The organism is Pseudomonas syringae group sp. 243L2 (assembly GCF_032587875.1).
Lineage (GTDB): Bacteria > Pseudomonadota > Gammaproteobacteria > Pseudomonadales > Pseudomonadaceae > Aquipseudomonas > Aquipseudomonas amygdali.
The window spans coordinates 59241-84285 of record NZ_JAWHPL010000017.1; the positions used below are offsets into that span (position 1 = coordinate 59241).

Genomic DNA, 25045 nt, shown 5'->3' on the forward strand with positions numbered 1-25045 from the left:
CGATAATCGCACAAGCAGAGGCTGTCTTCACTGCTTCCAATAGACCTGAAACCTGCGCTCCACAGGGGCTGAAGGGAGTTACAGAGGGTGTGTCAATGAACGATGAACTGCGTAAATCTTTTGCCTCATTGGCACCGCCCATCGTGGCGTCACCCGCAAAGCGCATTCAGGCGCTGACCGGAGACCCGGATTTCATGACTTCGCTGGCGCGCGGGCTTGCCGTTATTCATGCATTTCAGGAGCGCAAGCGGCACCTGACCATTGCACAGATCAGCCACCGGACGGAAATTCCCCGGGCGGCAGTGCGCCGCTGTCTGCATACGTTGATCAAACTGGGTTACGCGACCACCGATGGTCGTACGTACTCGCTGCTGCCCAAAGTGCTGACCCTGGGCCACGCCTATCTGTCATCGACGCCTCTGGCGACCTCTTCGCAGCCGTATCTGGACCGTATGAGCGATCAGTTGCACGAGGCATGCAACATGGCCACGCTGGAAGGTGACGACATCCTTTATATAGCGCGCTCGGCGACCACGCAGCGATTGATCTCGGTCGACCTCTCGGTGGGCGGCCGCCTTCCGGCATATTGCACGTCCATGGGCCGAATTCTGCTGGCCGCGCTGGATGATGTGTCGTTGCATGAATACCTTGATCATGTCGATCTGCAGCCCAAGACCAGTCGTACCATTCGCACGCCGGAAGCGCTGCTCGAGTGTCTGCAACTGGTTCGTCAACAAGGCTGGTGTATTGTTGATCAGGAACTGGAGCAGGGGCTGCGCTCGATTGCCGTGCCGGTCTATGATGCGTCGGGCCAGGTGCTGGCTGCGCTGAATGTCAGTACCAGCGCCGGGCGTGTGGCACGCAGCGAGCTGGAACAGCGCTTTCTGCCGATCATGCTCGATGCCAGCCGCGACCTGAGTACGCAGCTGTTTACCTGACCTTGTTTGCCTGGGTATGGTTAAACGGGCTTGGTTATCCGAGCTCGTGAGCGATCGTTAGTTAGCTGAATTTGTTCGGTTACCGAACGGTTAGTCGATTATCGGATTGTTTGCCCGTCTGCTCAGGCATAACCTCATTTTCATTCCGGCGCAGGTCTTCGCGCTGTTCATTGAACGTGATGTTGGGTTCGGAGCACCTCATGGCAGACATTCTTTCTCTACGCGATGCGGTGAAGCAACTGGTCAACGATGGCGACATCGTTGCGTTGGAAGGCTTCACGCATTTGATCCCCACGGCCGCTGGTCATGAAATTATCCGTCAGGGTAAAAAAGACCTGACCCTTGTGCGCATGACGCCCGACCTGATCTACGACCAGTTGATCGGTGCCGGTTGTGCGAAGCGTCTGATTTTTTCGTGGGGCGGCAACCCCGGCGTCGGTTCTCTACACCGTCTGCGTGATGCGGTTGAAAAGCAATGGCCGCGCGCGATGGAAATCGAAGAGCACAGCCATGCCGACCTCGCCAACGCCTACGTGGCTGGTGCGTCGGGCCTGCCGTTCGCAGTGCTGCGCGCCTACGCCGGGTCCGACCTGCCCAAGGTCAACCCGCTGATCAAGACGGTAACCTGCCCGTTTACCGGTGAGGTGCTGGCGGCTGTGCCATCGGTACGCCCGGATGTGACTGTTATCCATGCGCAGAAAGCCGACCGCAAAGGCAACGTATTGCTGTGGGGGATTCTCGGCGCGCAGAAAGAGGCCGCGCTGGCTGCGAAGCGATGCATTGTGACGGTGGAAGAAATTGTCGATGACCTGCAAGCGCCGATGAATTCCTGTGTACTGCCGACTTGGGCATTGAGCGCCGTGTGTCTGGTGCCCGGTGGTGCTCACCCCTCCTATGCGCACGGCTATTACGAGCGTGACAACCCGTTCTACCAGGCCTGGGACCCGATTGCCCGGGACCGTGAAACCTTCACCGCGTGGATTGACGAATATATCCACGGCACCGCAGATTTCAGTGAATTCCAGAGCAAGCTGGCTCGCGCTTCGGAGGCCAAATAATGACTTACTCCACCAGTGAAATGATGACCGTTGCAGCAGCCCGTCGTCTGCGTAATGGCTCGGTGTGCTTCGTTGGCATCGGTCTGCCCTCCAAGGCTGCGAACCTGGCGCGTCTGACATCAGCACCCGACGTGGTGCTGATCTACGAGTCCGGCCCGATTGGTGCCAAACCTACCGTGTTGCCGCTGTCGATTGGCGATGGCGAGTTGGCGGAAACCGCCGACACGGTGGTATCCACCAGCGAAATCTTTCGTTACTGGCTGCAGGGCGGGCGCGTCGACGTCGGCTTTCTCGGCGCAGCGCAGGTGGACCGTTTCGGCAACATCAACACCACCGTTGTCGGTGATTATCATCATCCCAAAGTGCGCTTGCCGGGTGCCGGTGGCGCGCCGGAAATCGCCGGTTCGGCCAAGTCAGTGCTGATCATTCTCAAGCAGTCGGCGCGTTCGTTCGTCAACAAGCTGGACTTCATTACCTCGGTCGGCCACGGCGAGGGCGGCGATTCGCGCAAGCGCCTGGGGCTGCCCGGTGCCGGCCCGGTGGGGATCATTACCGACCTGTGCATCATGGAGCCGGAAGCAGGCACCAACGAGTTCGTTGTGACCACGCTGCACCCTGGCGTGACCCGCGAGCAGGTGATTGCTGCCACGGGCTGGGAGATCCGCTTTGCCGACACAGTGGTCGTTTCCGAAGAGCCTACCGAGGTCGAGCTGACGGCGCTGCGTGATCTGGAAGCCCGGACTGCCGCCGCTCATGGTCAGGTTGCAGGAGAAGCGTGATGCGTGAAGTATTTATTTGCGATGCGATTCGCACACCCATCGGTCGCTTTGGCGGGGGGCTGTCTTCGGTGCGTGCCGACGACCTGGCCGCTGTGCCGATCAAGGCACTGATGGAGCGCAACCCATCGGTCAACTGGCAGGAGATCGACGAAGTGTTCTTCGGCTGTGCCAACCAGGCCGGTGAGGACAACCGCAACGTTGCGCGCATGGCTGCGCTGTTGGCGGGGCTGCCGGAGAGCGTGCCGGGGGTGACTCTCAATCGCCTGTGTGCTTCCGGGATGGACGCCATCGGCACCGCGTTCCGTGCCATCGCTTCCGGCGAGATCGAGCTGGCGATTGCCGGTGGCGTCGAATCGATGTCCCGTGCACCGTTCGTGATGGGCAAGGCTGATGCAGCGTTCTCGCGCAACATGAAGCTGGAAGACACCACCATCGGCTGGCGCTTCATCAATCCGGCGATGAAAGCACAGTACGGCGTGGACTCAATGCCCGAGACAGGCGACAACGTTGCAACCGACTTCAGGATTTCTCGAGCCGATCAGGACGCTTTCGCCCTGCGCAGCCAGCAGCGCACTGCCGTTGCCCAGGCTGCGGGCTTTTTCGAGGAAGAGATTGTGCCGGTACGGGTTGCGCACAAAAAAGGCGAAACCATCGTCGACAAGGATGAGCATCCGCGCAGTGATACCAGCCTGGAAACCCTGAGCAAACTCAAGCCGGTCAACGGCGCGGACAAAACTGTCACCGCAGGTAATGCCTCCGGGGTCAACGACGGGGCTGCTGCATTGATTCTGGCTTCGGCCGACGCTGTCAAAAAGCACGGCCTGACGCCACGCGCCCGTGTGTTGGGCATGGCCAGCGCGGCGGTTGCGCCTCGGGTGATGGGCATCGGCCCGGTGCCTGCGGTACGCAAGCTGGTCGAGCGGCTGGGTCTGGCGGTGACTGATTTCGACGTCATCGAGCTCAACGAAGCCTTCGCCAGCCAGGGTCTGGCAGTTCTGCGCGAACTGGGCCTGGCGGACGACGCACCGCAGGTCAACCCCAACGGCGGGGCCATTGCGCTCGGTCATCCGCTGGGTATGAGCGGCGCGCGCCTGGTGCTGACGGCGTTGCACCACCTGGAAAAAACCGGGGGGCGCAAAGGCCTGGCAACCATGTGCGTCGGCGTAGGGCAGGGCCTTGCGCTGGCCATCGAGCGGTAAGCGCTCCCGTTTCAACCTGTTGTCCAGCAACCCGGATCGTTTGTCTGCCTCCACGAAAAGGCGGGCCGATGATCCGGGTTGTTGTTCGTCCGGGCACTGGATATTCAACCCTGCCGATTTTTCCTGGTGGCTGAATTGCTCTGACTTATTGTGCTCGATTAAAGACGGTGTTACAGATTGTTTCTTATGGACAGTTCTGCTTGGGGAAAATAATGACTACAACATCAAAAGCACCGCATTACACCGGCGAGGAGCGAAGCAAAAGAATTTTCGCCATTGTCGGTGCTTCATCCGGCAACCTGGTCGAATGGTTCGACTTTTATATCTACGCCTTCTGCGCGATTTATTTCGCACCGGCTTTCTTTCCTTCCGATGATCCGACCGTTCAGTTGCTCAACACCGCAGGTGTGTTTGCCGCTGGCTTTCTGATGCGTCCGATTGGCGGCTGGCTGTTTGGTCGTGTCGCAGACAAACATGGCCGCAAGAACTCCATGCTGATTTCGGTCACCATGATGTGCGCGGGATCGCTGATCATTGCCTGCCTGCCGACCTACGCGTCGATCGGTGCCTGGGCGCCGGCCTTGCTGCTCATGGCGCGCTTGCTTCAAGGCCTGTCGGTGGGCGGTGAATATGGCACCACGGCCACTTACATGAGTGAAGTGGCCTTACGCGGGCAGCGCGGTTTTTATGCCTCGTTCCAGTACGTCACCCTGATCGGCGGCCAGTTGCTTGCCGTGTTGACAGTGGTCATCCTTCAGCAATTCCTGACCACCGAAGAACTGCGTGACTACGGCTGGCGTATCCCGTTCGTGATCGGTGCGGCCGCCGCTGTCATTGCCTTGCTGCTGCGTCGCACACTCAATGAAACCACCACCGCCGAAAGCCGTCAGGACAAGGACGCCGGCAGTATTGCCGCACTGTTCAAGCATCATGCCGCAGCCTTCATCACAGTGCTGGGTTACACCGCCGGTGGCTCGCTGATTTTCTACACCTTCACGACCTACATGCAGAAATACCTGGTCAACACCGGAGGCATGGAAGCCAAGACCGCCAGCTACATCATGACCGGCGCGCTGTTTCTGTACATGTGCATGCAGCCGTTTTTCGGCATGCTGGCGGACCGCATCGGTCGTCGTAATTCGATGTTGTGGTTCGGCGCGCTGGGTACACTGTGCACGGTGCCGATTCTGATGACCCTGAAAACCACCACCAACCCGTTCATTGCCTTTGTGCTGATTACCCTGGCGTTGGCAATTGTCAGCTTTTACACCTCGATAAGCGGGCTGGTCAAAGCCGAGATGTTTCCGCCTCAGGTCCGCGCACTGGGTGTCGGGCTGGCTTATGCGGTTGCCAACGCAGTGTTCGGCGGTTCTGCCGAATTTGTCGCACTGAAACTCAAAAGTGCCGGGATGGAAAACAGCTTCTACTGGTACGTGACGGTAATGATGGCTGTGGCCTTTCTGTTCAGTCTGCGCCTGCCCAAAGAGCCCAAGTACCTGCATCAGGACCATTGATCGCAGGCTTGTTTCGGCCACAAAAAAACCACCTGATCAGGTGGTTTTTTTGTGTGCCGCTTTAAATCAGAACAGCTGAACCGAAGGCTTCTCTTTGGAGATGGTTTCGGTCTGCCCGGTTCTTTCGTACCAGCCGCCGCCGAGGGCCTTGTACAGGTTGACCTCGCTGGTCAGCTGCGACAGACGATCGGTGATCAGCGTTTGTTGCGCGCTGAACAACGAGCGCTGGGCGTCGAGGAAGGTCAGGTTGCTGTCGATACCGATCCGGTAGCGACGCTCGGCCAGACGGTAGTAGTCCTGGTTGGCCGCGACGAAGTCACGTTGCGCCTGGAGCTGCTCGTCGTAGGTCTTGCGTGAAGCCAGGCCGTCAGACACTTCCTGGAAGGCGGTTTGAATCGCTTTCTCGTAGTTGGCGACGCTGATTTCTTTCTGGATTTTCGAGTAGTCCAGGCTGGCGCGCAGGTTGCCGGCGTTGAAGATCGGGATGTTGATGCTTGGCTGGAACAGCCATGCGCCCGATCCGCCCTTGAACAGGCCGGACAGCTCGCTGCTGCTGGTTCCGGCACTGGCCGTCAGGCTGATGCTGGGGAAGAACGTTGCGCGTGCTGCGCCAATGTTGGCGTTGGCTGCCTTGAGCGTATGCTCGGCCTCCAGAATGTCCGGACGACGCTGCAGCAGGTCGGACGGCAGGCCAGCCGGCATTTCGGTCAGCATGTCGGAATCCAGCAAGTGGCTGGCCGGCAGGTTGTCAGGCAGGCTGGTGCCGAGCAGCAGCACCAGACTGTTCTGATCCTGTGCAACCAGACGCTCGTACTGAGCCAGTTTGGCACGCGCGCTTTCGACGGCGGTGCGTGACTGGCTCAGGTCCAGGGCCGAGGAAACACCGACTTCATTGCTGCGCGAGGTCAGGCGATAGCTTTCTTCGTAGGTCTTGAGGGTGTCCTGCGTCAGCTTGAGCAGTTCCTTGTCGGCCTGCCAGGTCATGTAGGCATTGGCGACGCTGGCCACCAGGCTGATCTGGGTGCTGCGACGCGCTTCTTCGCTGGAGAAGTAGGTCTCCAGCGCCTGCTCGCTGAGGCTGCGGACCCGGCCAAAGAGGTCCAGCTCGTACGAGCTGACACCCAGCGTTGCCGAATAGCTGCTGGTGATGCCTGCCTGACCGGTTTGCGACTGGTCGGCTGGCACGCGTTGACGAGTACCGCTACCTGTCGCCGAAACAGCAGGGAACAGGTCCGAGCGCTGAATACGGTACTGGGCACGGTAAGCGTCAATGTTCAGGGCCGCGACCCGCAGGTCGCGGTTGTTGAGCAGTGCAGTCTGAATCAGCTGTTGCAGCGCCGGATCATTGAAGAAGTGCCGCCAGCCTTGCTCCGCGGCAGCCATTTTGGCGCCTTCGACCGGCGAGTACGCCGGCCCTTGCGGATATTGAGCGGCGACCGGTGCTTCCGGCTGCTTGTACTCGGGGATCAAAGAGCAGCCGCCGAGAATGAACGCGGTAACTGCAAGAGAGATCAATGACTTGCTCATTGGCCAGCCTCATCGTGTGAAATATGTTTCTTCTTGCTCTTGAAGAGCCCTGAAACCGAGACAAAGAACAGGGGCACCCAGAAGATCGCCAGGATAACGGCGGTGATCATACCGCCAATTACACCAGTACCGATCGAATGTTGACTACCTGAACCTGCGCCCGTGGAGATTGCCAGCGGCACAACGCCGAGGATAAACGCCATGGACGTCATGATAATTGGGCGCAGACGCATGCGGCACGCCTCGATTGCCGAGTCGACCAGGCTCTTGCCCTGTTCGTGCAGCTCTTTGGCGAACTCGACGATCAGAATGGCGTTCTTCGCCGCCAGACCCACCGTCACCAGCAAGCCCACCTGGAAGAACACGTCGTTGGACAGGCCACGCAGGCTGGTTGCCATCAGTGCACCGATAACCCCCAGCGGCACCACGAGGATGACCGCGATCGGGATCGACCAGCTTTCATACAGCGCCGCCAGACACAGGAACACCACCAGCAACGACAGCGCGTAGAGGGCAGGGGCCTGCGAGCCGGACAAACGTTCCTCGTAGGACAGACCGGTCCACGAAATGCCGATACCTTGCGGCAGTTTCTTGGCCAGGGCTTCTACCTCGGCCATCGCCTCGCCGCTGCTGTAACCCGGGGCAGGAGTACCGAGCACTTCCTCTGCTGCCACGCCGTTGTAGCGCGACAGTTTCGGTGAGCCGTAGGTCCATTTGCCGCTGGCGAAGGCCGAGAATGGCACCATTTCACCCGAGCTGTTGCGTACGTACCACTTCTTGAGGTCTTCAGGCGTCATACGGGCACCCGCATCGCCCTGGATGTACACCTTCTTCACACGGCCACGGTCGATGAAGTCATTGACGTAGCTGCCGCCCAACGCGATGGACAGTGTGTTGTTGATGTCCGACAGGGTAATGCCCAGCGCACTGGCGCGTTCGTCGTCGATGATCAACTGGTATTGCGGTTCGTCATTCAGCCCGTTCGGACGCACGCCTGCGAGAATCTTGCTCTGCGCTGCCATGCCGAGGAACTGGTTACGCGCTTCCATCAGTTTGTCGTGACCCACGCCGCCCTGATCCTGCAGGTAAACGTCGAAACCTGTGGCGTTACCCAGCTCGAGAACAGACGGTGGAACGACCGCGAACACCATTGCGTCGCGCAGGCTGAAGAAATAGCCCTGAGCGCGCTTGGCCAGTTCGAAGACGCTGTTGTTGGAATCACGTTCTTCCCACGGCTTGAGCATGACGAACGCAATCGCCGAGCTTTGACCGCGGCCCGCAAAGTTGAAGCCGTTTACCGAGAACACCGACTTCACTGCACCGCTTTCCTTGGTCAGCAGGTATTCACGCATGTTGTCGATGACTTCCTGCGTACGCTCGGTAGAGGAGCCTGCCGGGGTCTGGATCTGGGCAAAGATGACGCCCTGATCTTCTTCCGGAAGGAACGCGGCCGGGATACGCATGAACATCCAGACCATGCCTGCGCAGATCAGGATATAGCCCAGATACGCCGGCCATTTGTGCTTGAGCATGTTGCCGACGCCACGTTCGTAGCTCAGAACGCTGCGGTCAAAGGTGCGGTTGAACCAGCCGAAGAAACCACGTTTTGGCTGGCCGTGCTTCTCGTGATCGATAGGCTTGAGCATGGTGGCGCACAGCGCCGGGGTGAAGATCAGGGCGACAACCACCGACAGGGCCATGGCCGAGACGATGGTGATCGAGAACTGTTTGTAGATCACCCCGGTAGAGCCGCCGAAGAACGCCATGGGCAGCAGAACCGCCGACAGCACCAGCGCAATACCGACCAGCGCACCCTGGATCTGGGTCATGGATTTGATCGTGGCGTCGCGCGGGGAGAGCTTTTCCTCCTCCATGACCCGCTCGACGTTTTCCACCACCACGATCGCATCGTCCACCAGCAAGCCGATGGCCAGCACCATACCGAACATGGTCAGGGTGTTGATGGTGAAGCCGAATGCCGCGAGGATGCCGAACGTACCCAGCAATACTACCGGTACGGTCATGGTCGTGATGACCGTGGCACGGAAGTTTTGCAGGAACAGGTACATCACCAGGAACACCAGCACGATCGCTTCGATCAGGGTGTGCACCACACCATTGATCGATTCGCTGACCACTGGCGTGGTGTCATACGGGTACACGACTTTCATGCCTGGCGGGAAGAACGGCTCCAGCGACGAAACGGTCGCGCGAATAGCCTTGGCGGTATCCAGTGCGTTGGCACCGGTCGCGAGTTTGATTGCCAGACCCGATGCCGGTTTACCGTCGAACTGCGAGTCGGTGCTGTAGTTCTCTGCGCCCAGGCCGACAGTCGCGACGTCCTTGAGGCGAACCTGCGAACCGTCGGTGTTGACCTTGAGGAAGATGTTGCCGAACTGCTCGGCGGTCTGCAGACGCGTCTTGCCGATGATCGTGGCGTTCAACTGCTGGCCGCTGATGGACGGCAGGCCACCCAGCTGGCCGGACGATACCTGGACGTTCTGCGCGGTGATCGCGTTTTTCACGTCCACCGGAGTCAGCTGGAAGTTGTTCAGCTTTGCCGGGTCCAGCCAGATACGCATGGCGTACTGCGAACCGAACACCTGGAAGTCACCCACACCGGAGGTCCGGGAAATCGGGTCCTGCATGTTCGACACGATGTAGTTGGCCAGGTCTTCCTTGCCCATGCTGCCGTCTTCGGACACCAGGCCGATAACCATCAGGAAGTTCTTCACTGCCTTGGTCACGCGGATACCCTGTTGCTGCACTTCCTGTGGCAACAGCGGGGTCGCGAGGTTGAGCTTGTTCTGCACCTGAACCTGCGCCGTATCAGGGTTGGTACCCTGATTGAAGGTCGCGGTAATGGTCATGCTGCCGTCGGAGTTACTTTCCGAGCTCACATAACGCAGGTTGTCGATACCGTTGAGCTGTTGCTCGATCACCTGCACCACAGTGTCCTGCACCGTCTGGGCAGAAGCGCCCGGATAGGTGACCTGGATACCGATGGCTGGTGGTGCGATGCTCGGGTACTGGTTGATCGGCAGGCTGGAAATCGACAGCGCACCGACCAGCATGATCACGAGGGCAATAACCCAGGCAAAAATGGGTCGATCAATAAAGAATTTCGACATGGGTTACTCCCCTTTGCTGCCTGCGGCTTTATCAGTGGCCGGGGCAGGTGCCGGGTTTGCTCCTTTGACGTTGGTCGCTTCGGCGACTTTCACTTCGGCGCCTGGTTTGACGTACTGCAAGCCTTCGGTAATGACCCGATCACCTTCTTTCAGGCCGTCTTCGATCAGCCAGTCGCTGCCCACGGTGCGGTTGGCCACCAGCGTACGCATTTCAACCTTGTTGTCCTGGTTGACGATCATGGCGGTCGGCGTGCCTTTCAGGTCGCGGGTCACGCCTTGTTGCGGTGCCAGAATGGCTTTCGCACTGACGCCAGCCTGCAATTGCGCGTGGACGAACATGCCAGGCAACAAGCGATGTTCCGGGTTCGGGAACACGGCGCGCAAGGTGACCGAGCCTGTAGTCTGATCAACCGATACTTCGGAGAATTCCAGCTTGCCTTCCTGGCCATAGACACTGTTGTCTTCCAGCGTCAGCTTGACCTTGGCCGCGTTGTCGCCGGCTTTCTGCAGCTTGCCGCTTTCCAGGTCATTGCGCAGCTTGAGCATGTCGGCAGACGACTGAACCACATCCACGTAGATCGGGTCGAGCTGCTGGATGGTTGCCATTGCTTCGGTCTGGGCGCTGCTGACCAGCGCGCCTTCGGTCACTGCGGAGCGGCCGATACGACCGGAAATAGGTGCCAGCACCTTGGTGTAGCGCAGGTTGATCTGGGCGGTCTGCAAGGCGGCCTGAGCTTCCTGCGTCGATGCCTGGGCGGTGTCGTATTCCTGACGGCTTACCGCTTGCTCGCTGACCAGTTGCTTGTAGCGATCAGACATCGACTTGGCAGACTGCAGAGTCGCCTTGGCGCTGTTGGCATTGGCCTCATAGACAGCCGGGTCGATCTGATAGAGCTGCTGACCGGCTTTGACGTCGCCACCTTCGGTAAACAGACGTTTGAGAATGATGCCGTTGACCTGAGGGCGTACCTCGGCGACGCGGAATGCGGTGGTCCGGCCTGGCAGCTCGGTGGTCAGGGTATAGGGCTGTGCTTTGAGGGTAACGACGCCGACCTGAGGGGTTTGCGCAGGCGGGGCCGCCTGTTCCTTCTTGCTACAGCCACTGAGCAGGGTTGCCAGGGCGACGGCAGTGACCAGAACGGTAACAGCTGGCTTGAATTGCATGAAGATCCTCGGGGCAGGAGCCTGTTGTCTCAACAGTACGTTGAAGTGTTAAAAAATATTTCGGCTAGATAAGTAGCATGCTAAGGAATATACTTACATTCGCGGCTGTTTGTAAACACCCGCTGTGCGCATTCGGCCACTATTCACAGTGCCGACAGCCAATTCGGGACAAGGCGAGACAAATGCCGCCCGGTCATATCTCCAGGTCTGCCGCCAGACGCATGCCTGAGGTAAATTTTTTGAGGTTTTATTGCCATGGTTCGTCGCACCAAAGAGGAAGCTCAGATCACTCGCAGCCAGATTCTGGAGGCTGCCGAGCAGGCTTTTTATGAGCGAGGCGTCGCCCGCACCACGCTGGCTGACATCGCAACCCTTGCTGGTGTGACGCGAGGAGCCATTTACTGGCACTTCAACAACAAGGCCGATCTGGTCCAGGCAATGCTCGACAGCCTTCAGGAACCACTCGATGAAATGGCGCAGGCCAGTCAGAGCGAAGAGGAAGAAGACCCACTGGGCTGTATGAGAAATCTTTTGATTCATTTGTTTCATGAGCTCGCACTGGACCCGAAAACCCGTCGCATCAATGAAATCCTGTTTCACAAGTGCGAGTTTACTGACGAGATGTGTGATTTTCGTCGTCAGCGCCAGGACAACGCCATACAGTGCCACGACCGGATCACCCTGGGGCTGAACAATGCCGTGCGCCAGGGGCAACTTCCCAAAGATCTCGATACGGCCCGGGCCGCAGTCGCCCTGTTTTCTTACGTAAACGGCATCATTTATCAATGGCTGCTGGTTCCAGACAGCTTTTCATTGCCGGCAGAGGCCGAGCAACTGGTTGATGTGTGTCTGGACATGCTGCGTTTCAGCCCTACGCTAAGAATCAGCAAGGCTTCCTGACGGAGATGACAGGTCGTAGCGCCTGCCGGTTCGGTCGGGCCGTTGTCTTTCCCACAAAGCCTAACTCCAATTCGTGCTTTTCATACAGTGTGTTTACTGACTGTGTACCCGTCCTCATCAATTGCCCCCGCCGGTTGCCGCCGATCAGACCTTGATCCGACAAAATATTGTAGGAGGCAGGTAGGACATTTCCTGATACATGTAGCTGATTTCCCAAAGTAATTTCCGAGTATTGCCCCGCGGGAAAACTCCCTTCACTCTTCGCTTCCGGAAAGATCAGAAGAGAGGAAGGTTGCATGTTTTTGCCGAATCTTGCGCCTATGTGCCTTGAAGTCATCGCCAGATCCGCTGAAGTGTACGAGCGTGGACAGGGCCGTGGCTTGCATGAGCGCAGGTCTGTGTCGGGCGTGATCGAAACATGCAAAGGGCATGCAGGCGTTAGCGTAAATCCGCGTCTCTCGATCAAAGGGAGGGCGGAGCATGTCGGACACTACAACTGATGCTGTGAGGCTACTGGCCGGAGTCGCGCAGCAATCCGAACGGGTTGCCATGGATTCTGAATTGGGGACGCCCGTCATTCGACTTGGGTTGATCACCACGCTGTATTTCCGCAATGGCCACACGCTGGAGATGAAGCGTCGGGTCGAAGCCTGCTTTTCGCGCTTCTATGGCGCGTTCAAGCCGAAACTCAAGTGGCAGCTGTTCAAGCGTATGCGTCGCTTGAGCGCATCGGGTTTTGCATCGACCCGGCGTCAGGTTGTCGAAAGCCTCCCGGACGAGCAGTTCATCTGGTCTATCGCCAGTGCGACCCAGGCCGAGGTCGCCATGTACAGCCTGTTTGTCATGAACACCCCGCAGGGGCAGGCCGATAATGATCGCTCTTGTCTGAAAATGGTATTGCCCTGGTCCTGCCTGACCGAGCCCGACGGTTTGAAGAACTACGAGGCCTGGATCCGCTATCTAAGCAGCGAAGTGCAGGCCGAGCATGGCTTTGGCGGGCTCGCCTGTGTACTGCCTTGCGATGGTCATCAGTATTTACCCTGGGAGTATCGACTGGCTCAGGACTACATAGGGTTGATGGTCGATCCCGGTCCGCACATTGAAAGCCTGCGTTTGCTGGACCGTATAAAGGGCGTCAGTTGGTACACGGTGCTGGGCGAAGGGTTTGTCAGACAGCTGGGAGGGAGCGACAGATTGCGGGGCGAGATGAGCGCGCACAGCGACATCGTGTTTCATAGCTATCGCAACGGGTTGATCATTCGGGCGGGTGCGGTGCCTGAATTGGGTGGTCGAGGCCTGCCACCGCCGCAACCCTATGTGACGGTCAACCGGATGATCAAACCGGTTCGCCTGCAGGACACCGGCAACCTTCATCCCTACCTTGCTCCCGGTATCGGCTTTACCGAGGAAACCACTGCGCAGTGGTACGCGCGATTTGATGAAAAACCGCTGCCGCCAGTTGATGCGGGGCAGGCATGCCCTCGATCAGGCTGCTGGTTCAGCAGCGCACAGTTTGGCTCGCGTCGACATTTCGACGAAGGTGAACTCATGCCGGCGTTCAACCATATAAAAAGCAAGAAAACCCAGTGGTTTTGGGCCGGCATGCCTTCCTGATTCAGCGCGTCGAGCTAATCCCGGCCTCGCAATAGCGTATTGGGCATTGCTACGGCTGCGGCAAGGCCGAGCAGCGAAATGGCCGCACTGGTGATCAGCAGGTTTCTGAAGGTCAGCGCCAGTTCGGCTCGCAGTGTTTCCAGTGCCGGTCCGGTTGCTGCATTAAGGCTGTCGAGCAGGACATTACCGGAGCTGCCTTCGCCACCCAGCGCTCCCGAGCCGGGCAGGCCGACACCGGTATGCTGCAACATAGCCAGTAGCAGCGCCGACATCAATGCCACGCCTACTGCACCCCCCAGCGAGCGGAACAGATTGGTTGTGCTGGTGGCCACGCCCATATCCCTTGGTTGAACCGAGTTCTGGGTGCCGACCAATGAGGTGGGGAACTGCATGCCGGTGGCGATGCCGGTAAGGACCATGAACAGGCTCATCGCTATCAGCGATTGGGGAGGCGTAAAGGCCATGCCCAGAATCGCGATGGGCATCAGCAACGCCCCGGTCAGAATAAGCGGTTTGTAGCGCCCGGTTTGCGCGGTGCGTCGCCCGGCGAAATAGGCACCCATCGGCATGCCGATCGCCAGCGGAAGCAGGTGCAGGGCGGCACTGTCTGCACCGCCACCGGTGACGGTCTGGTAACGCAACGGCATCAGGACAATCAGGGAAATAGCCTGAAAACTGGTAAAGAACACCGTGCACCAGCAAAGCACGGCACTTTTATTGGTGAACAGGTGCATGGGCAACAGGGGTTCGGCGGTGCGGCGTTCGTACCAGACGAAAATGCCCAGCGTCAGCAGGGCGGTGCCCAGTAACAACTGAACCTCGAAATCGCCCAGACCATGCCCCTGACCAATTTCGGTAATTCCCAACAGCAGCGCGGTCAGGCCGATGATCATCAGCACCGTACCCAGGTAGTCGATAATCGGTTTGCGCTGCGGCACTGGCAGGCCGACCAGGGTTCGATATGCGACGATCAGCGCGGCTGCCCCCAAGGGCAGATTAATCAGGAACACCCAGCGCCAGGACAGGTATTCGGTCATCAAGCCGCCCAAGACCGGGCCCGCGACGCTGGCCACGGCGTACATGCTGCTGAAGTAGCCTTGGTAGCGGCCCCGCTCACGAGGCGGAACAATGTCGGCGATGATTGCCTGGCTTACCGAAACCATACCGCCTGCACCGATGCCTTGAAGGACGCGCGCCAGCACCAGTTGTTCCATGCTCTGCGCCATGCCACAGAACAGCGAGGCGAGGGTGAAAAGCCCCAAGCCGAACAGCATCAGTTTACGCCGTCCGTAAAGATCGCCCAGCTTGCCGTAGATCGGCACTGCAACGGTCAGTGAAACCATATACGCGGAAATGACCCACGCCAGCAGATCGATGTCCCTGAACTGGGCGGAAATGGCAGGCATCGAAACAGCAACGATGGTCTGATCCAGAGCGCTGAGCAATACCGCCATCATCAACGCGAACAGAATGCTGCGAATGGCCGGAGGCGTTTGAGTAAGACTGGTCAAGGCAAAACCTGATGGCAGTGTTGACCCGCCGCAAGTGAGGCGGGAGAGTCTGACCAGTCTAATCCGATAGCTTGCTAATCGATAGCTGCCTTTGCTGAACGATGACGCAATTCACGCTACACAAGCGTCATCGCAAGGCGCTGAAGGTTGCGTCGGTCGGCACGCAATGGCCAAACGTGCAACTGGCGACCTGTGGGGCCTGACGAGCCAGCTCGTTACGATAGGCCCCTGCGGTGTATACCGCCAGGACCGCTATAGCACCGACGACAACCATGCATTTTCTTGTTCTGACTTTCATGACGCACTCCTTACCTCGGCTACAGAGCAGTTTGAAAGAACTGATTAAAGTGTAGGACAAGGTTGGAGTTTGCGTCGGTAGTCATCATCTGCGGTTGCTGCGTGACGAATGCCCTGGAAGACGCGTTAGAATTCGCGCTTTGATTTATGAGCAGGGTCCATACGCATGGCACGCAAGGAATACAACGGGTTTGAAGTGGTGTCGGCAGTCATGCCTGCCGAGCAGGGGTACAACGCGGCAATTGCCATCAAGGCGCTGGGTGCAGGCGGAGCGCCGCGCTTTCATGCGCTGCTGCCGGACCAGAAATTCAAGACCGCCGATGATGCCGACCTGGCCGCTGTGCAGGAGCTGCAGCGGCTGATCGACATTGATGCCGAGGGCGAGCCTGTATGGGGCGATTCCTGATCAGGCGCCTGGGCGAAACATCTTGAACAGCGCTTCCGGCCCAAGCTGGAAGTAATCTGCAGGACCGCCGCCACGCAGGATCGGCTCGGCGGCCGCGGTGTCATAAACACCGTCCTTGAGCAGGGATTTCTCGATGTGTACGGCTACCACTTCGCCCAGAATCAGCCAGCTGGGCACCAGTTCCTGGTCGGCGCGTTGCAATTGAATGATCTGCGTGACTTTGCATTCAAACGACACCGGCGTCTCAAGCACGCGTGGGACCGAGACGATATGAGAGGCCAGCGGCGTGAGGTTGGCCAGTTCGAACTCGCTGACATCCTGCGCTACCGGGGCACAGCTCTGGTTCATGGCTTCGGCCAGCGAGCGGGTCGCAAGATTCCAGACAAACTCACCGGTCTGCTCGATGTTATTCAGACTGTCCTTGCGACCAACGCTGCAGAACCCAATGATGGGGGGCACGTAGTTGAAGGCATTGAAGAAACTGTAGGGTGCCAGATTCAATTTGCCGTTGGCATCCTGCGATGAAATCCAGCCGATCGGGCGTGGGCCTACAATCGCGTTGAACGGGTCATGCGGCAGGCCGTGGCCCTTGGACGGCTCGTAGGAGTGAATAGCGTCTGACATGCTTGATTCCTGATGGGCTCTATAGGGTGCGGACATAGTGCTGCGCATTTGCAGAGGATGCCAGAGTAGCGTGTATTTCAGCCTGGGCCAGACATGAAGAAGCCCGACATCGGCCGGGCTTGGGGTGTTGCGTGGGCTATCAGCCCAGACGATTGGCACCGACGTGGTCTGCGCCATCAGCGGCCAGGCGGTTGGCACCGACGTGGTCTGCACCATCGGCGGCCTGACGGTTTGCACCGACACGGTCCGCGCCATCAGAGGCCAGACGGTTGGCACCGACGTGGTCTGCACCATCGGCAGCCTGACGATTTGGACCGACACGGTCTGCGCCATCAGCAGCTACGCGAATTGAACCGACGTTAGTGTGTTTGGTGCCGCCTTCAGCAACGATGGTCGAGCGGGACATATCGCTTTGAACAGTTGTGACTGGAAGTGCAAAGGCGCTTGAAGCCAGAACAGAGAAAGCCAGGCCGAAGATCAATTTAGTGGTTTTCATGATGATGTCTCCAATGAGTGTCGGGTGAGTTGTCATCCCGGTATGGAGGCAATGCTACGCGCCAGCGGATTATTAAGAAGTTAATCGGATTGCTAGCGACCATCGCTGAAAATGATAGTTGGCTGTGATGCTCTGATTTCGGGCCTTGTGGGCGATATTGCGTTATTGAAGTGCATATTTTGAAAAATCTTGTAATAAAGCCTCTTGACAATCTGGAAGTATAATTTTTTCAATGTCTTATCGCTGGTTGATCTCGAAAGTGTGCACTGTATTGAAACACTTTGTAGCAAGTGCTCATGTCGCTCCAGGGGGCATTCATGGCGGTTGTATCGATGTAACCGATATTGATGCTCCTCACACGGGTGTGGAAACGGCACGCCAACTCAGGCGTTGGCATGCCATTCAAGCGGGTTAATGAAGGGTGATCAATCTGTCTCGATCCGCGAATGTTTGCGCGTGTCTTTCATGAAGACATACACCAGCAGCGAACAGGCGATGCAAGCGGTTACGTACCAGTAGTAGCCGGTTTCCATACCGATGCTCTTGAACCACAGTGCGATGTATTCCGCAGTACCACCGAAAATCGACACCGTCAGTGCGTATGGCAGGCCGACACCCAGCGCACGGATCTCGGTCGGAAACAGCTCGGCCTTGACCACTGCGTTGATCGAGGTGTAACCGCTGACGATGATCAGCGCCGCCATGATCAGGAAGAAAGCGCCCCACCAGGTTTGAATGGTATGCAGCGTGGTCAGGATCGGTACGGTACACAGCGTTCCCAGTACGCCAAACGCAATCAGGATCGGACGCCGCCCGACCTTGTCGGACAGGGCGCCAATCACCGGCTGCAACAGCATGAACAGAAACAGCGTCGCGGCTGATATCGAGGTCGAGTCGGTGATGCTCATGCCGACGGTGTTGACCAGATACTTCTGCATGTACGTGGTGTAGGTATAGAAAGCCAGGGTCCCGCCCATCGTCAGGCCGACTACGGTCATCAGTTCCTTGGGATGACGCATCAATGTGCGCATCAGGCTTTCCTTGGCCTTTTCCTTTTTCTTGCGGGTGAACGACTCGGTTTCTTCCATGCCACGACGCAGAAACAGCGCGACGACTGCACACAGGGCACCGATGACAAACGGGATGCGCCAGCCCCAGGCATACAGTTGCTCGGTGGTCAGCGTCTGCTGCAGCACGATCAACACGCCCAGCGCGATGAGTTGGCCGGAAATCAGCGTGACGTACTGGAAGCTGGAAAAGAAGCCGCGACGTTCCTTGGTGGCCATTTCGCTGAGATAGGTGGCCGAGGTGCCGTATTCACCCCCGACAGACAGGCCCTGCAGTAGTCGGGCGAACACCAGCAGGATCGGGGCACCGACGCCGATGCTCTCATAGCCCGGGGTCAGGGCAATGATCAGCGAGCCGAAACACATCAGCAGCACCGATGCCATCAGCGCAGCCTTGCGCCCCTTGTAGTCAGCGTAAAGCCCCATCAGCCAGCCACCGATAGGCCGCATCAGAAAGCCGACGGCAAAAATCGCGGCCGTGTTGAGCAACTGTGCGGTGGTGTCGCCCTTGGGGAAGAACGCTTTGGCGAAGTACAGCGAGAAAGCGGCGTAGACGTACCAGTCGTACCACTCGACCATGTTGCCGACCGAGCCGCTGAAAATGGATTTTAAACGGCTGGAAGTGGTTTTTTGGCCGGCAGCAGTAGCAGCCGACCCACGGGAGGCGGGATTGGAAGTTTCCATGGTGTTCCTTGTTTTTCATTATTTTTGGAAGGAGGCATTAGCTGCCCTGCCTGTGACGTAGCAGGAGCTGTGCCACACCATGAGAGCTTGTTCTAGAGCGGTTGCGATATTTTGATGAGCAAGAATCCGCTTATCTGTACAAAATAGATAAGCGGATTCTTGCCGATGGGTGCTCAAGCGAGGTTAGTGACCGCGTGCCGGCCCGAACACAATCACGCCCACGACGAAAGCGAGCATCAGACCCAGAACGATCATGATTGCCTTGAAGGTATTTCTGACGCAGAAGGCTTTTACGCTATCCCAGCCTCCGGTCCTGACGGAAATGGCATCCTGAAAACCTGAAATCCGGTAGGGCGACAGCACGATCCATAGCAGCAGGACAGCGCCATACAGCGCTGCCAGTACGGGCCCTTTCTGTACACAGATATAGCCTAGCGTGACGATCGGAATACCGTGGCGCAGCGCCAGCGCCTGATAACCGGGCCAGCTCAGGTAATCGGGCAGCAAGCGCGCACTCCAGCGCGTATCCACCGGCTTGATACGCTCAGCGAAAGGGCGCCAGAACGACATGAATATATGGATGACAAGCAAGAGGAAAATCGGCGCGGTAAGCGCAAGGCCAGCTATTTCGTACCAGGTGGCGTTGCTGCCGGAAGGGTCCAGTGATGCCGTCGTGAAGATCGTCAATACGCCGAAAAAATAGGCCCTGAGATTGAAATTGGATGACACCTGCTCAGGCAATTTACGCCAGGATTGTACGTCGGCGTCCGGGAATTCTTGTATGGCATCCGGGAATCGGTGAGTGAGGTCGGACGCCAGTTTTTCGCAGGCTTGCCACAGCTCTTGATTACCGTGCCTTGCCAGTCGCAGCCTTTCATCCAGGGGGGGTGGTTGCAGAAGAAGACGCGCAGCCGTGGCCTCGGGACTGTCTTGTGAGGCTTCGAGCAGTTTCTGCTGACGTGCGACGAATGCCTTCTTTTCACAACGCTGGACCAGATTCATCCACAGGGAAAGCGGCCCTGCATACACGTCATGTTTCTGATCCCAGGCAAAAAGGCTGCTCACGCGTTCGAACAGGGCAGGGGACCAGTCATGGTTGTTGAGCAGCAGTGTCATGGTCCACTGTTCAAGTTGCTCCTGGCGATCAAATGATGTCAGCCATGGCTGCTGCCGGAGTGCCTTGAGCGTATCGAGAAAGGCACGTTCCTCGTTGTTTTCGAGCATGGCATGAAATGACTCAAGCGAGCTGTCCAGCAGTGCCTGAGTCAGCCGATGCGCCTGATGAGTCCTGAGCTGTACTTTTTGCCAGGGTGTCAGCCAATGCAACTGTTCGACGGCGGCCTTGATCAGCGCCTGATTGTCCTCCGGGTCCAGCAGGCAACGCCGGGCCAGATGTTGCTGGAAGAGCTCATCGCAGCCTTGATCCTGGGCTATCTGACGTTGTGAGTGCAGGTTTTCCGGTGTGGTCTGACTGGCTTGCTCATACCAGCTCAACTCTACTGCCGGGCGTGCAGGAGGCTCGGCCATGTCGAATGCCGGGTGTACCTGTCGATGGTCCGGTCGGACTACCAGCACAGGCTCATCAAGGGGCAGCGATTCGAGGGGCTGGCCAGCAGTTGACCAGACTTCACTGCCCTCATCATCGTCTTCGGCACGATTTCTTGCCCAGTCCAGCGCCTGCTCGTAAGCATCGCGCAGCGCCTGAAAGGCAGCCGGGTCGTCGTCGGGACGCGTGGTTTTCAACAGCCTGGCGTATTGGCGCTTGATGCTGCGCTCGTCGGCATCATGGCCCAGATCCAGTACGCTCCAGCAATCCATTGCCGTCACCATTCACCTCGTTCGAAACGGTCTGCTTCCTGTTCAAGCTGTTTGCGCAGTTCATTGATCTGCCGGTCATCCTGGGTTTCCAGCACGCGCTGGAATTGTGCAGCCCAGACTCCGATGGTTTCACGTGCCTCGCCCAGATACTCCTGATAGAGCCGTTCCAGACGTGCTGTCAGGTGAGTGTTGACCTGTTGTTCGCGAGGATGAACCTTGAGTGCTTCCAGCACCTTGAGTCGTTCACGGATTTCGGCGGGTGTCATGACTCCGGGGTTGTTCTCGATAACCAGCTTGTGATTTTCGCCGGTCATCTGGATCCGCACGTCGGCCTCCAGCAGGCCGTTGTTGTCGTATGTGAAACGCACGTCCAGTTCGACCTCGCCAGCCTTGGCTTTCGGCACGGGAATATTCAGCTCGCCCAGCGCGATGTTGTCTTTGACCAGGCGGCTTTCACCTTGAAAGATCCGCAGCAGAACGTGCTCCTGATTATCGGCAACCGTGTTTACGGTACGCACCCGGCTGACCGGTACCACGCTGTTGCGCTCGATGATCGGAAGGTAATGCCCGGACTGATAGCCGTTGAACACGTATTGTGTGGTTTCGATACCCAGGGTGTAGGGGCACACGTCGGTCAAAACGACTTCTTCCAGCGCCGCATCGCGCTGCTTGAGTGCTGCCTGAATTGCAGCACCCTGCGCGACAACCTCATCCGGGTTGAGTGTGATGGCCGGAAAACGGCCGAACATCCCCGCGGCCAGTTTGCGGATCAGCGGCATACGTGTAGTGCCGCCCACCAGCAGGATTTCGTCCAGATCTGCGACGCGAATTTTCGCATCGCGCAAGGCTCGCTCGATAGGCGCGCGCAGGCGGGCCAGCAGAGGCGCAAACAGATCATTCATCTGCTCTTGCGTGATTGTCTTGCGCCATTCGCGGTCGGCATGGCGCAGCACGAAATCGACACTGTTTTCCTGGCCCAGCGCCTTGCGCACGCGCTCGGCTTCACGTCGTAGCGAAGGCGTTACGAGTTGCTTGCCGGGGAAGTCCTGCTCATCTCGGTGCAGGGTCAGAAAGTGCTCGACCAGCAGGCGGTCAAAATCTTCACCCCCCAGAAAGTTGTCGCCCGCGCTGGCACGCACTTCCATCACGCCGTCGAAGAGTTCGAGGATCGAGATGTCGAACGTGCCGCCACCCAGGTCGAAGACCAGAAACGAGGTTTCGCCTTCCTTCTGATGAAGTCCATAGGCCAGGGCTGCTGCTGTCGGCTCGTTGATGAGCTTCTCGACCTTGAGGCCGGCCAGCTCACCGGCAATGCGCGTCGCTTTACGCTGAGCGTCACTGAAGTACGCCGGAACGCTGATCACCGCCTCGGTGACAGGCTCGCCAAACGCGCGCTCGACGTCGGCTTTAAGACTCTTGAGTACCAGCGAGGACAACTCTTCCGGACGATAGGTGGCAGATCCCAGGCGAATCTCCTGAGCGCTGCCCATATAACGTTTGAATAGCGCCGTGGTTTTTTCCGGGTGAGTTTGCAGACGTTCGCGCGCCGCCTTGCCGACCAGAATCTGCCCTTCGTCGTCCAGTCCGACAACGCTTGGAGTCAGCGTCTCTCCCAACGCATTGGTAACCAGCTCGCTGCTGCCGTCGCGCCAGACAGCCACCAGGCTGTTGGTGGTGCCCAGATCAATACCGACGATCATCTCAAAAATGCTCCCTGCTCAAGGATTGTTGCAATGTTTTGCGTGATTCTGAATCAAGGCAACCGGTGTTGTCTTCGTTTTATGCGTCGGGAATACCTGGTTGCGTCCTGCCTCAGGATGCCTTTGCGGGATTATTGTTCCCCGGTGCGGCTCACCGCCCTGTGCAGGATCGCCGCCAGATCTTCTCTGGCATAGGGCTTTTGCAACAGGTCGAAGCGGTGTGCCTCGTCCTTGGCGATCGTCGCAAATTCAGTGCTGTAACCGGTGGTGAGGACGACCGGCATCCAGGGGTAACGCGCCTCGATTTCGGCATACAGTTCCAGCCCGCTCATGCCGGGCATCGCGATATCCGAGAACACCACATGAAAGTTTTCCGGGTTACCGGACAATTCATGCAGCGCCTCGGCGGCACTTTTGACCCATAGCACCTGAAAGCCAAGCTGCTCAAGCATCGGTCGGGTAAAAGTGCCGATGTCCTGATTGTCCTCGACCATCAAAACGCACAGACCGGGCAACGCGATGGGCGCGCAATGCTTGTCTTGCGCGACGACTTCGTGATTTTTTGCACTCGGCAGGCACAGCGTGAAGCAGCTGCCTCTGCCCAGTTCGCTTTCAACCAGCACTTCGCCGCCCGATTGTTTGGCGAAGCCGAATACCTGCGACAACCCCAGCCCTGTACCCTGTCCCACGCTTTTGGTGGTGTAGAACGGTTCAAAGATCAGGCCCAGTTTTTCTTTGGCGATACCCGCGCCGGTATCGGTCAGCGACACCGTCACATAATCGCCATCGCTGAGTGAGGCGGGCTGATCGGCAGTGGGGCAGGCAGCGCATTCAACTTTTATGCTGAGTCGGCCTGCGCCCGACATTGCATCGCGGGCGTTAACCACCATGTTGACCAGCGCAGTGTCGAACTGGCTGCCATCGGCGAAGATAAAGCACGGCTCGGCAGGCAGGTCGATGTTCACCTGAATGCGTGCGCCGGTGAGCGTATCCATCATCTCGCCAATACGCGCTACGCTCTTGCAGACATCGAACACTTCCGGCTGCAAGGCCTGACGGCGGGCAAAGGCCAGCAACTGACCGGTCAAGCGAGCCGCCCGGTCTACCGTACTGGAAATCGCCTCGACGTACTTCACACGGCGATGCTCTTCAAGGTTAGGTGCCTTCAACAGGTCGCTGCAGGAGCGGATCACCGTCAACAGGTTATTGAAGTCGTGCGCCACACCGCCAGTGAGTTGGCCGATAGCCTCCAGTTTCTGCGCTTGATGCAAGGCGTCCTGGGACAGCCGCAACGCTTCATTGGCTTCTTCTTCGGCCTGAATGTCACGGCCGACGGCATGGATGAATTGTTTGTCCGGTACGGCAGTCCACGAGATGGTCCGGTACGAACCATCCAGATGGCGATAGCGATTCTTGAAGTGAGGAATGGTCTGGCCGTTTTCCAGTCCGCTCATGGCGGCCAGCGTACTGTCCACGTCTTCGGGGTGCACCAGCCCCAGGAACTGGCTGTCGAGCAGTTGTTCTGCCGACCAGCCGAGAGCTTGAGTCCAGGCCGGATTGACTGCCGAGATAATGCCGTCGAACTGCGCCACCAGCATCAGGTCAGTCGACAGGCGCCAGATGCGATCACGGTCACGGGTGCGCTCAATCACGCGCTGCTCGAGCGTTTCGTTGAGAGACATCAGCGCTTGTTCAGCGTCTCGGAGCTGGGTCATGTCACGGGACACACACAGGATTTTCTCCGGCTTGCCGTCCTTGCCGAAAATCGGGCTGACTTGCACATGCCACCACTTGGCTGTGCCCGTCAGAGTTTTCGCCGATCCCATGAAACTGGCGTTCTGACCCGCGCGGGCCGCTTCGACAGCCGCGATGGCGTCCAGATTGCCTTGGTCCTGCCAGAAATCGGGCCAGGGGCAGCCGCGAATCGCATTGAAATCGCTGACTTCCATGATCTGCTGGCCGCCTTCGCTCATGAAGGTCAGGCGCGAATCGAGGTCCAGCACCTTGATGCAATCATTGATGCTCGACAGAACACGGTCGGTAAACGCTTCGTTTTCATTTTGCCGGACCTGGGCAATGACTTGGGAGGTGGTTTCATTGACCCGGCAGAACACGCCCTCGATCAGGCCGTTATCGCCGTAGAGCGGCGAATAGGAAAGCGACCACCAGGTTTGCTCGGGCCTGCCGTTGCGCACGATGGTGCGCTGAATATCGTCAGACCGGCGGCTGTTTCCACCAAGCGCCTGCTCAGCCAGCGGGCGCACGGCCTCCCAGGCATCACCCCACACCGAGGCAATGGGTTGTCCTTGTGCCTGCTCTGCTGCAACGGGCAAAACCTGGGAATAGGCGTCATTGAAGAACAGGACAAAGTCCGCCCCCCAAAGCAGGTACATGCTGTCAGGGCAACTGAGCATCAGGTTCATTGATGACAGTAACGCTGCAGGCCATGCTTGCTTTGGTCCCAGTGCAGACGTCGACCAGTCTGTCTCTCGGATAAGCCGGCCCATATCGCCGCCTCCCAGTGGGAGGTCGAGGGGAGTATTCACGGTAGAAAATGCCCCAACTTTCGGACTGCCAATGTGAGCTTGAATAGCCAGGCGGGAATGATGTCATTATGC

At 58.3% G+C, this 25045-nt stretch carries 19 protein-coding genes; 8 read left to right on the forward strand and 11 right to left on the reverse strand.

From position 1 onward, the window contains the following. Window positions 1-95: 95 nt before the first annotated feature. From pcaR to RYB66_RS09395, 5 genes are all read left to right on the forward strand, one after another. Window positions 96-938 carry a pca regulon transcriptional regulator PcaR gene (gene pcaR, locus RYB66_RS09375; protein ID WP_003363842.1) on the forward strand — a complete coding sequence of 281 codons (843 nt, stop codon included), beginning with the start codon at window positions 96-98 and terminating at the stop codon, window positions 936-938. Window positions 939-1138: 200 nt separating this feature from the next. Beyond that, window positions 1139-1996 (forward strand): CoA transferase subunit A, encoded by an 858-nt coding sequence (locus tag RYB66_RS09380; protein WP_002554965.1) that lies wholly within the window; start codon window positions 1139-1141, stop codon window positions 1994-1996. Then, on the forward strand, window positions 1993-2775 hold the full coding sequence (locus tag RYB66_RS09385; RefSeq protein ID WP_172681010.1) for a CoA-transferase subunit beta: 783 nt from the start codon (window positions 1993-1995) through the stop codon (window positions 2773-2775). Before RYB66_RS09380 ends, RYB66_RS09385 begins: the two co-directional genes overlap by 4 nt. Beyond that, window positions 2772-3974 carry a 3-oxoadipyl-CoA thiolase gene (pcaF, locus tag RYB66_RS09390; RefSeq protein WP_316882911.1) on the forward strand — a complete coding sequence of 401 codons (1203 nt, stop codon included), beginning with the start codon at window positions 2772-2774 and terminating at the stop codon, window positions 3972-3974. The genes RYB66_RS09385 and pcaF overlap by 4 nt, the downstream gene beginning before the upstream one ends. Before the next feature lie 212 nt (window positions 3975-4186). Continuing rightward, complete coding sequence (locus tag RYB66_RS09395) at window positions 4187-5488, forward strand: MFS family transporter (RefSeq protein ID WP_005745556.1); 1302 nt, start codon at window positions 4187-4189, stop codon at window positions 5486-5488. A gap of 66 nt (window positions 5489-5554) precedes the next feature. Here the strand turns inward: RYB66_RS09395 and RYB66_RS09400 are convergent, their stop codons facing one another. Genes RYB66_RS09400 through RYB66_RS09410 form a run of 3 tightly spaced genes read right to left on the reverse strand, consistent with a single transcriptional unit; the run spans window position 5555 to window position 11310 of the window. Beyond that, entirely contained in the window at window positions 5555-7015 is a 1461-nt protein-coding gene (locus tag RYB66_RS09400) for an AdeC/AdeK/OprM family multidrug efflux complex outer membrane factor (protein ID WP_316894288.1), read from the reverse strand. Further along, window positions 7012-10146 (reverse strand): efflux RND transporter permease subunit, encoded by a 3135-nt coding sequence (locus RYB66_RS09405; protein WP_005745558.1) that lies wholly within the window; start codon window positions 10144-10146, stop codon window positions 7012-7014. The genes RYB66_RS09400 and RYB66_RS09405 overlap by 4 nt, the downstream gene beginning before the upstream one ends. 3 nt (window positions 10147-10149) lie before the next feature. Continuing rightward, on the reverse strand, window positions 10150-11310 hold the full coding sequence (locus RYB66_RS09410; protein WP_002554959.1) for an efflux RND transporter periplasmic adaptor subunit: 1161 nt from the start codon (window positions 11308-11310) through the stop codon (window positions 10150-10152). A gap of 255 nt (window positions 11311-11565) precedes the next feature. Between RYB66_RS09410 and RYB66_RS09415 the strand changes: the two genes are divergently transcribed. Both RYB66_RS09415 and RYB66_RS09420 read left to right on the forward strand, forming a co-directional pair. Further along, window positions 11566-12210 (forward strand): TetR family transcriptional regulator, encoded by a 645-nt coding sequence (locus RYB66_RS09415; RefSeq protein WP_002554958.1) that lies wholly within the window; start codon window positions 11566-11568, stop codon window positions 12208-12210. Between the two features lie 480 nt (window positions 12211-12690). Next, entirely contained in the window at window positions 12691-13824 is a 1134-nt protein-coding gene (locus RYB66_RS09420; RefSeq protein ID WP_117140151.1) for a DUF3396 domain-containing protein, read from the forward strand. A 14-nt stretch (window positions 13825-13838) separates the two neighbouring features. Here the strand turns inward: RYB66_RS09420 and RYB66_RS09425 are convergent, their stop codons facing one another. Continuing rightward, window positions 13839-15335, reverse strand: a complete 1497-nt coding sequence (locus RYB66_RS09425; RefSeq protein ID WP_005753843.1) for an MDR family MFS transporter — start codon at window positions 15333-15335, stop codon at window positions 13839-13841. Between the two features lie 127 nt (window positions 15336-15462). Next, on the reverse strand, window positions 15463-15633 hold the full coding sequence (locus tag RYB66_RS09430; RefSeq protein ID WP_162882962.1) for a hypothetical protein: 171 nt from the start codon (window positions 15631-15633) through the stop codon (window positions 15463-15465). A gap of 165 nt (window positions 15634-15798) precedes the next feature. On the opposite strand from RYB66_RS09430, the gene RYB66_RS09435 reads away from it, so the two are divergent. Continuing rightward, the gene (locus tag RYB66_RS09435; protein ID WP_005745561.1) at window positions 15799-16038 is read left to right on the forward strand and encodes a hypothetical protein; all 240 of its coding nucleotides are present in this window, start codon (window positions 15799-15801) and stop codon (window positions 16036-16038) included. Here the strand turns inward: RYB66_RS09435 and RYB66_RS09440 are convergent, their stop codons facing one another. The 6 genes from RYB66_RS09440 to RYB66_RS09465 all read right to left on the reverse strand — a co-directional run bounded on the left by RYB66_RS09440 (window position 16039) and on the right by RYB66_RS09465 (window position 24934). Then, on the reverse strand, window positions 16039-16662 hold the full coding sequence (locus RYB66_RS09440; protein ID WP_117140152.1) for a flavin reductase family protein: 624 nt from the start codon (window positions 16660-16662) through the stop codon (window positions 16039-16041). A 139-nt stretch (window positions 16663-16801) separates the two neighbouring features. Then, window positions 16802-17158 carry a hypothetical protein gene (locus tag RYB66_RS09445; RefSeq protein WP_005733483.1) on the reverse strand — a complete coding sequence of 119 codons (357 nt, stop codon included), beginning with the start codon at window positions 17156-17158 and terminating at the stop codon, window positions 16802-16804. Between the two features lie 425 nt (window positions 17159-17583). Beyond that, window positions 17584-18909: an MFS transporter gene (locus RYB66_RS09450; RefSeq protein WP_002554952.1), complete on the reverse strand. Its 1326-nt coding sequence runs from the start codon at window positions 18907-18909 to the stop codon at window positions 17584-17586. A gap of 183 nt (window positions 18910-19092) precedes the next feature. After that, complete coding sequence (locus tag RYB66_RS09455; RefSeq protein WP_162882961.1) at window positions 19093-20727, reverse strand: J domain-containing protein; 1635 nt, start codon at window positions 20725-20727, stop codon at window positions 19093-19095. A gap of 5 nt (window positions 20728-20732) precedes the next feature. After that, window positions 20733-22427, reverse strand: coding sequence for a molecular chaperone HscC (locus RYB66_RS09460; RefSeq protein WP_005779084.1), 1695 nt, complete (start codon window positions 22425-22427; stop codon window positions 20733-20735). Window positions 22428-22558: 131 nt separating this feature from the next. Continuing rightward, window positions 22559-24934 (reverse strand): PAS domain-containing protein, encoded by a 2376-nt coding sequence (locus RYB66_RS09465; RefSeq protein ID WP_316882933.1) that lies wholly within the window; start codon window positions 24932-24934, stop codon window positions 22559-22561. Window positions 24935-25045: the final 111 nt, after the last annotated feature.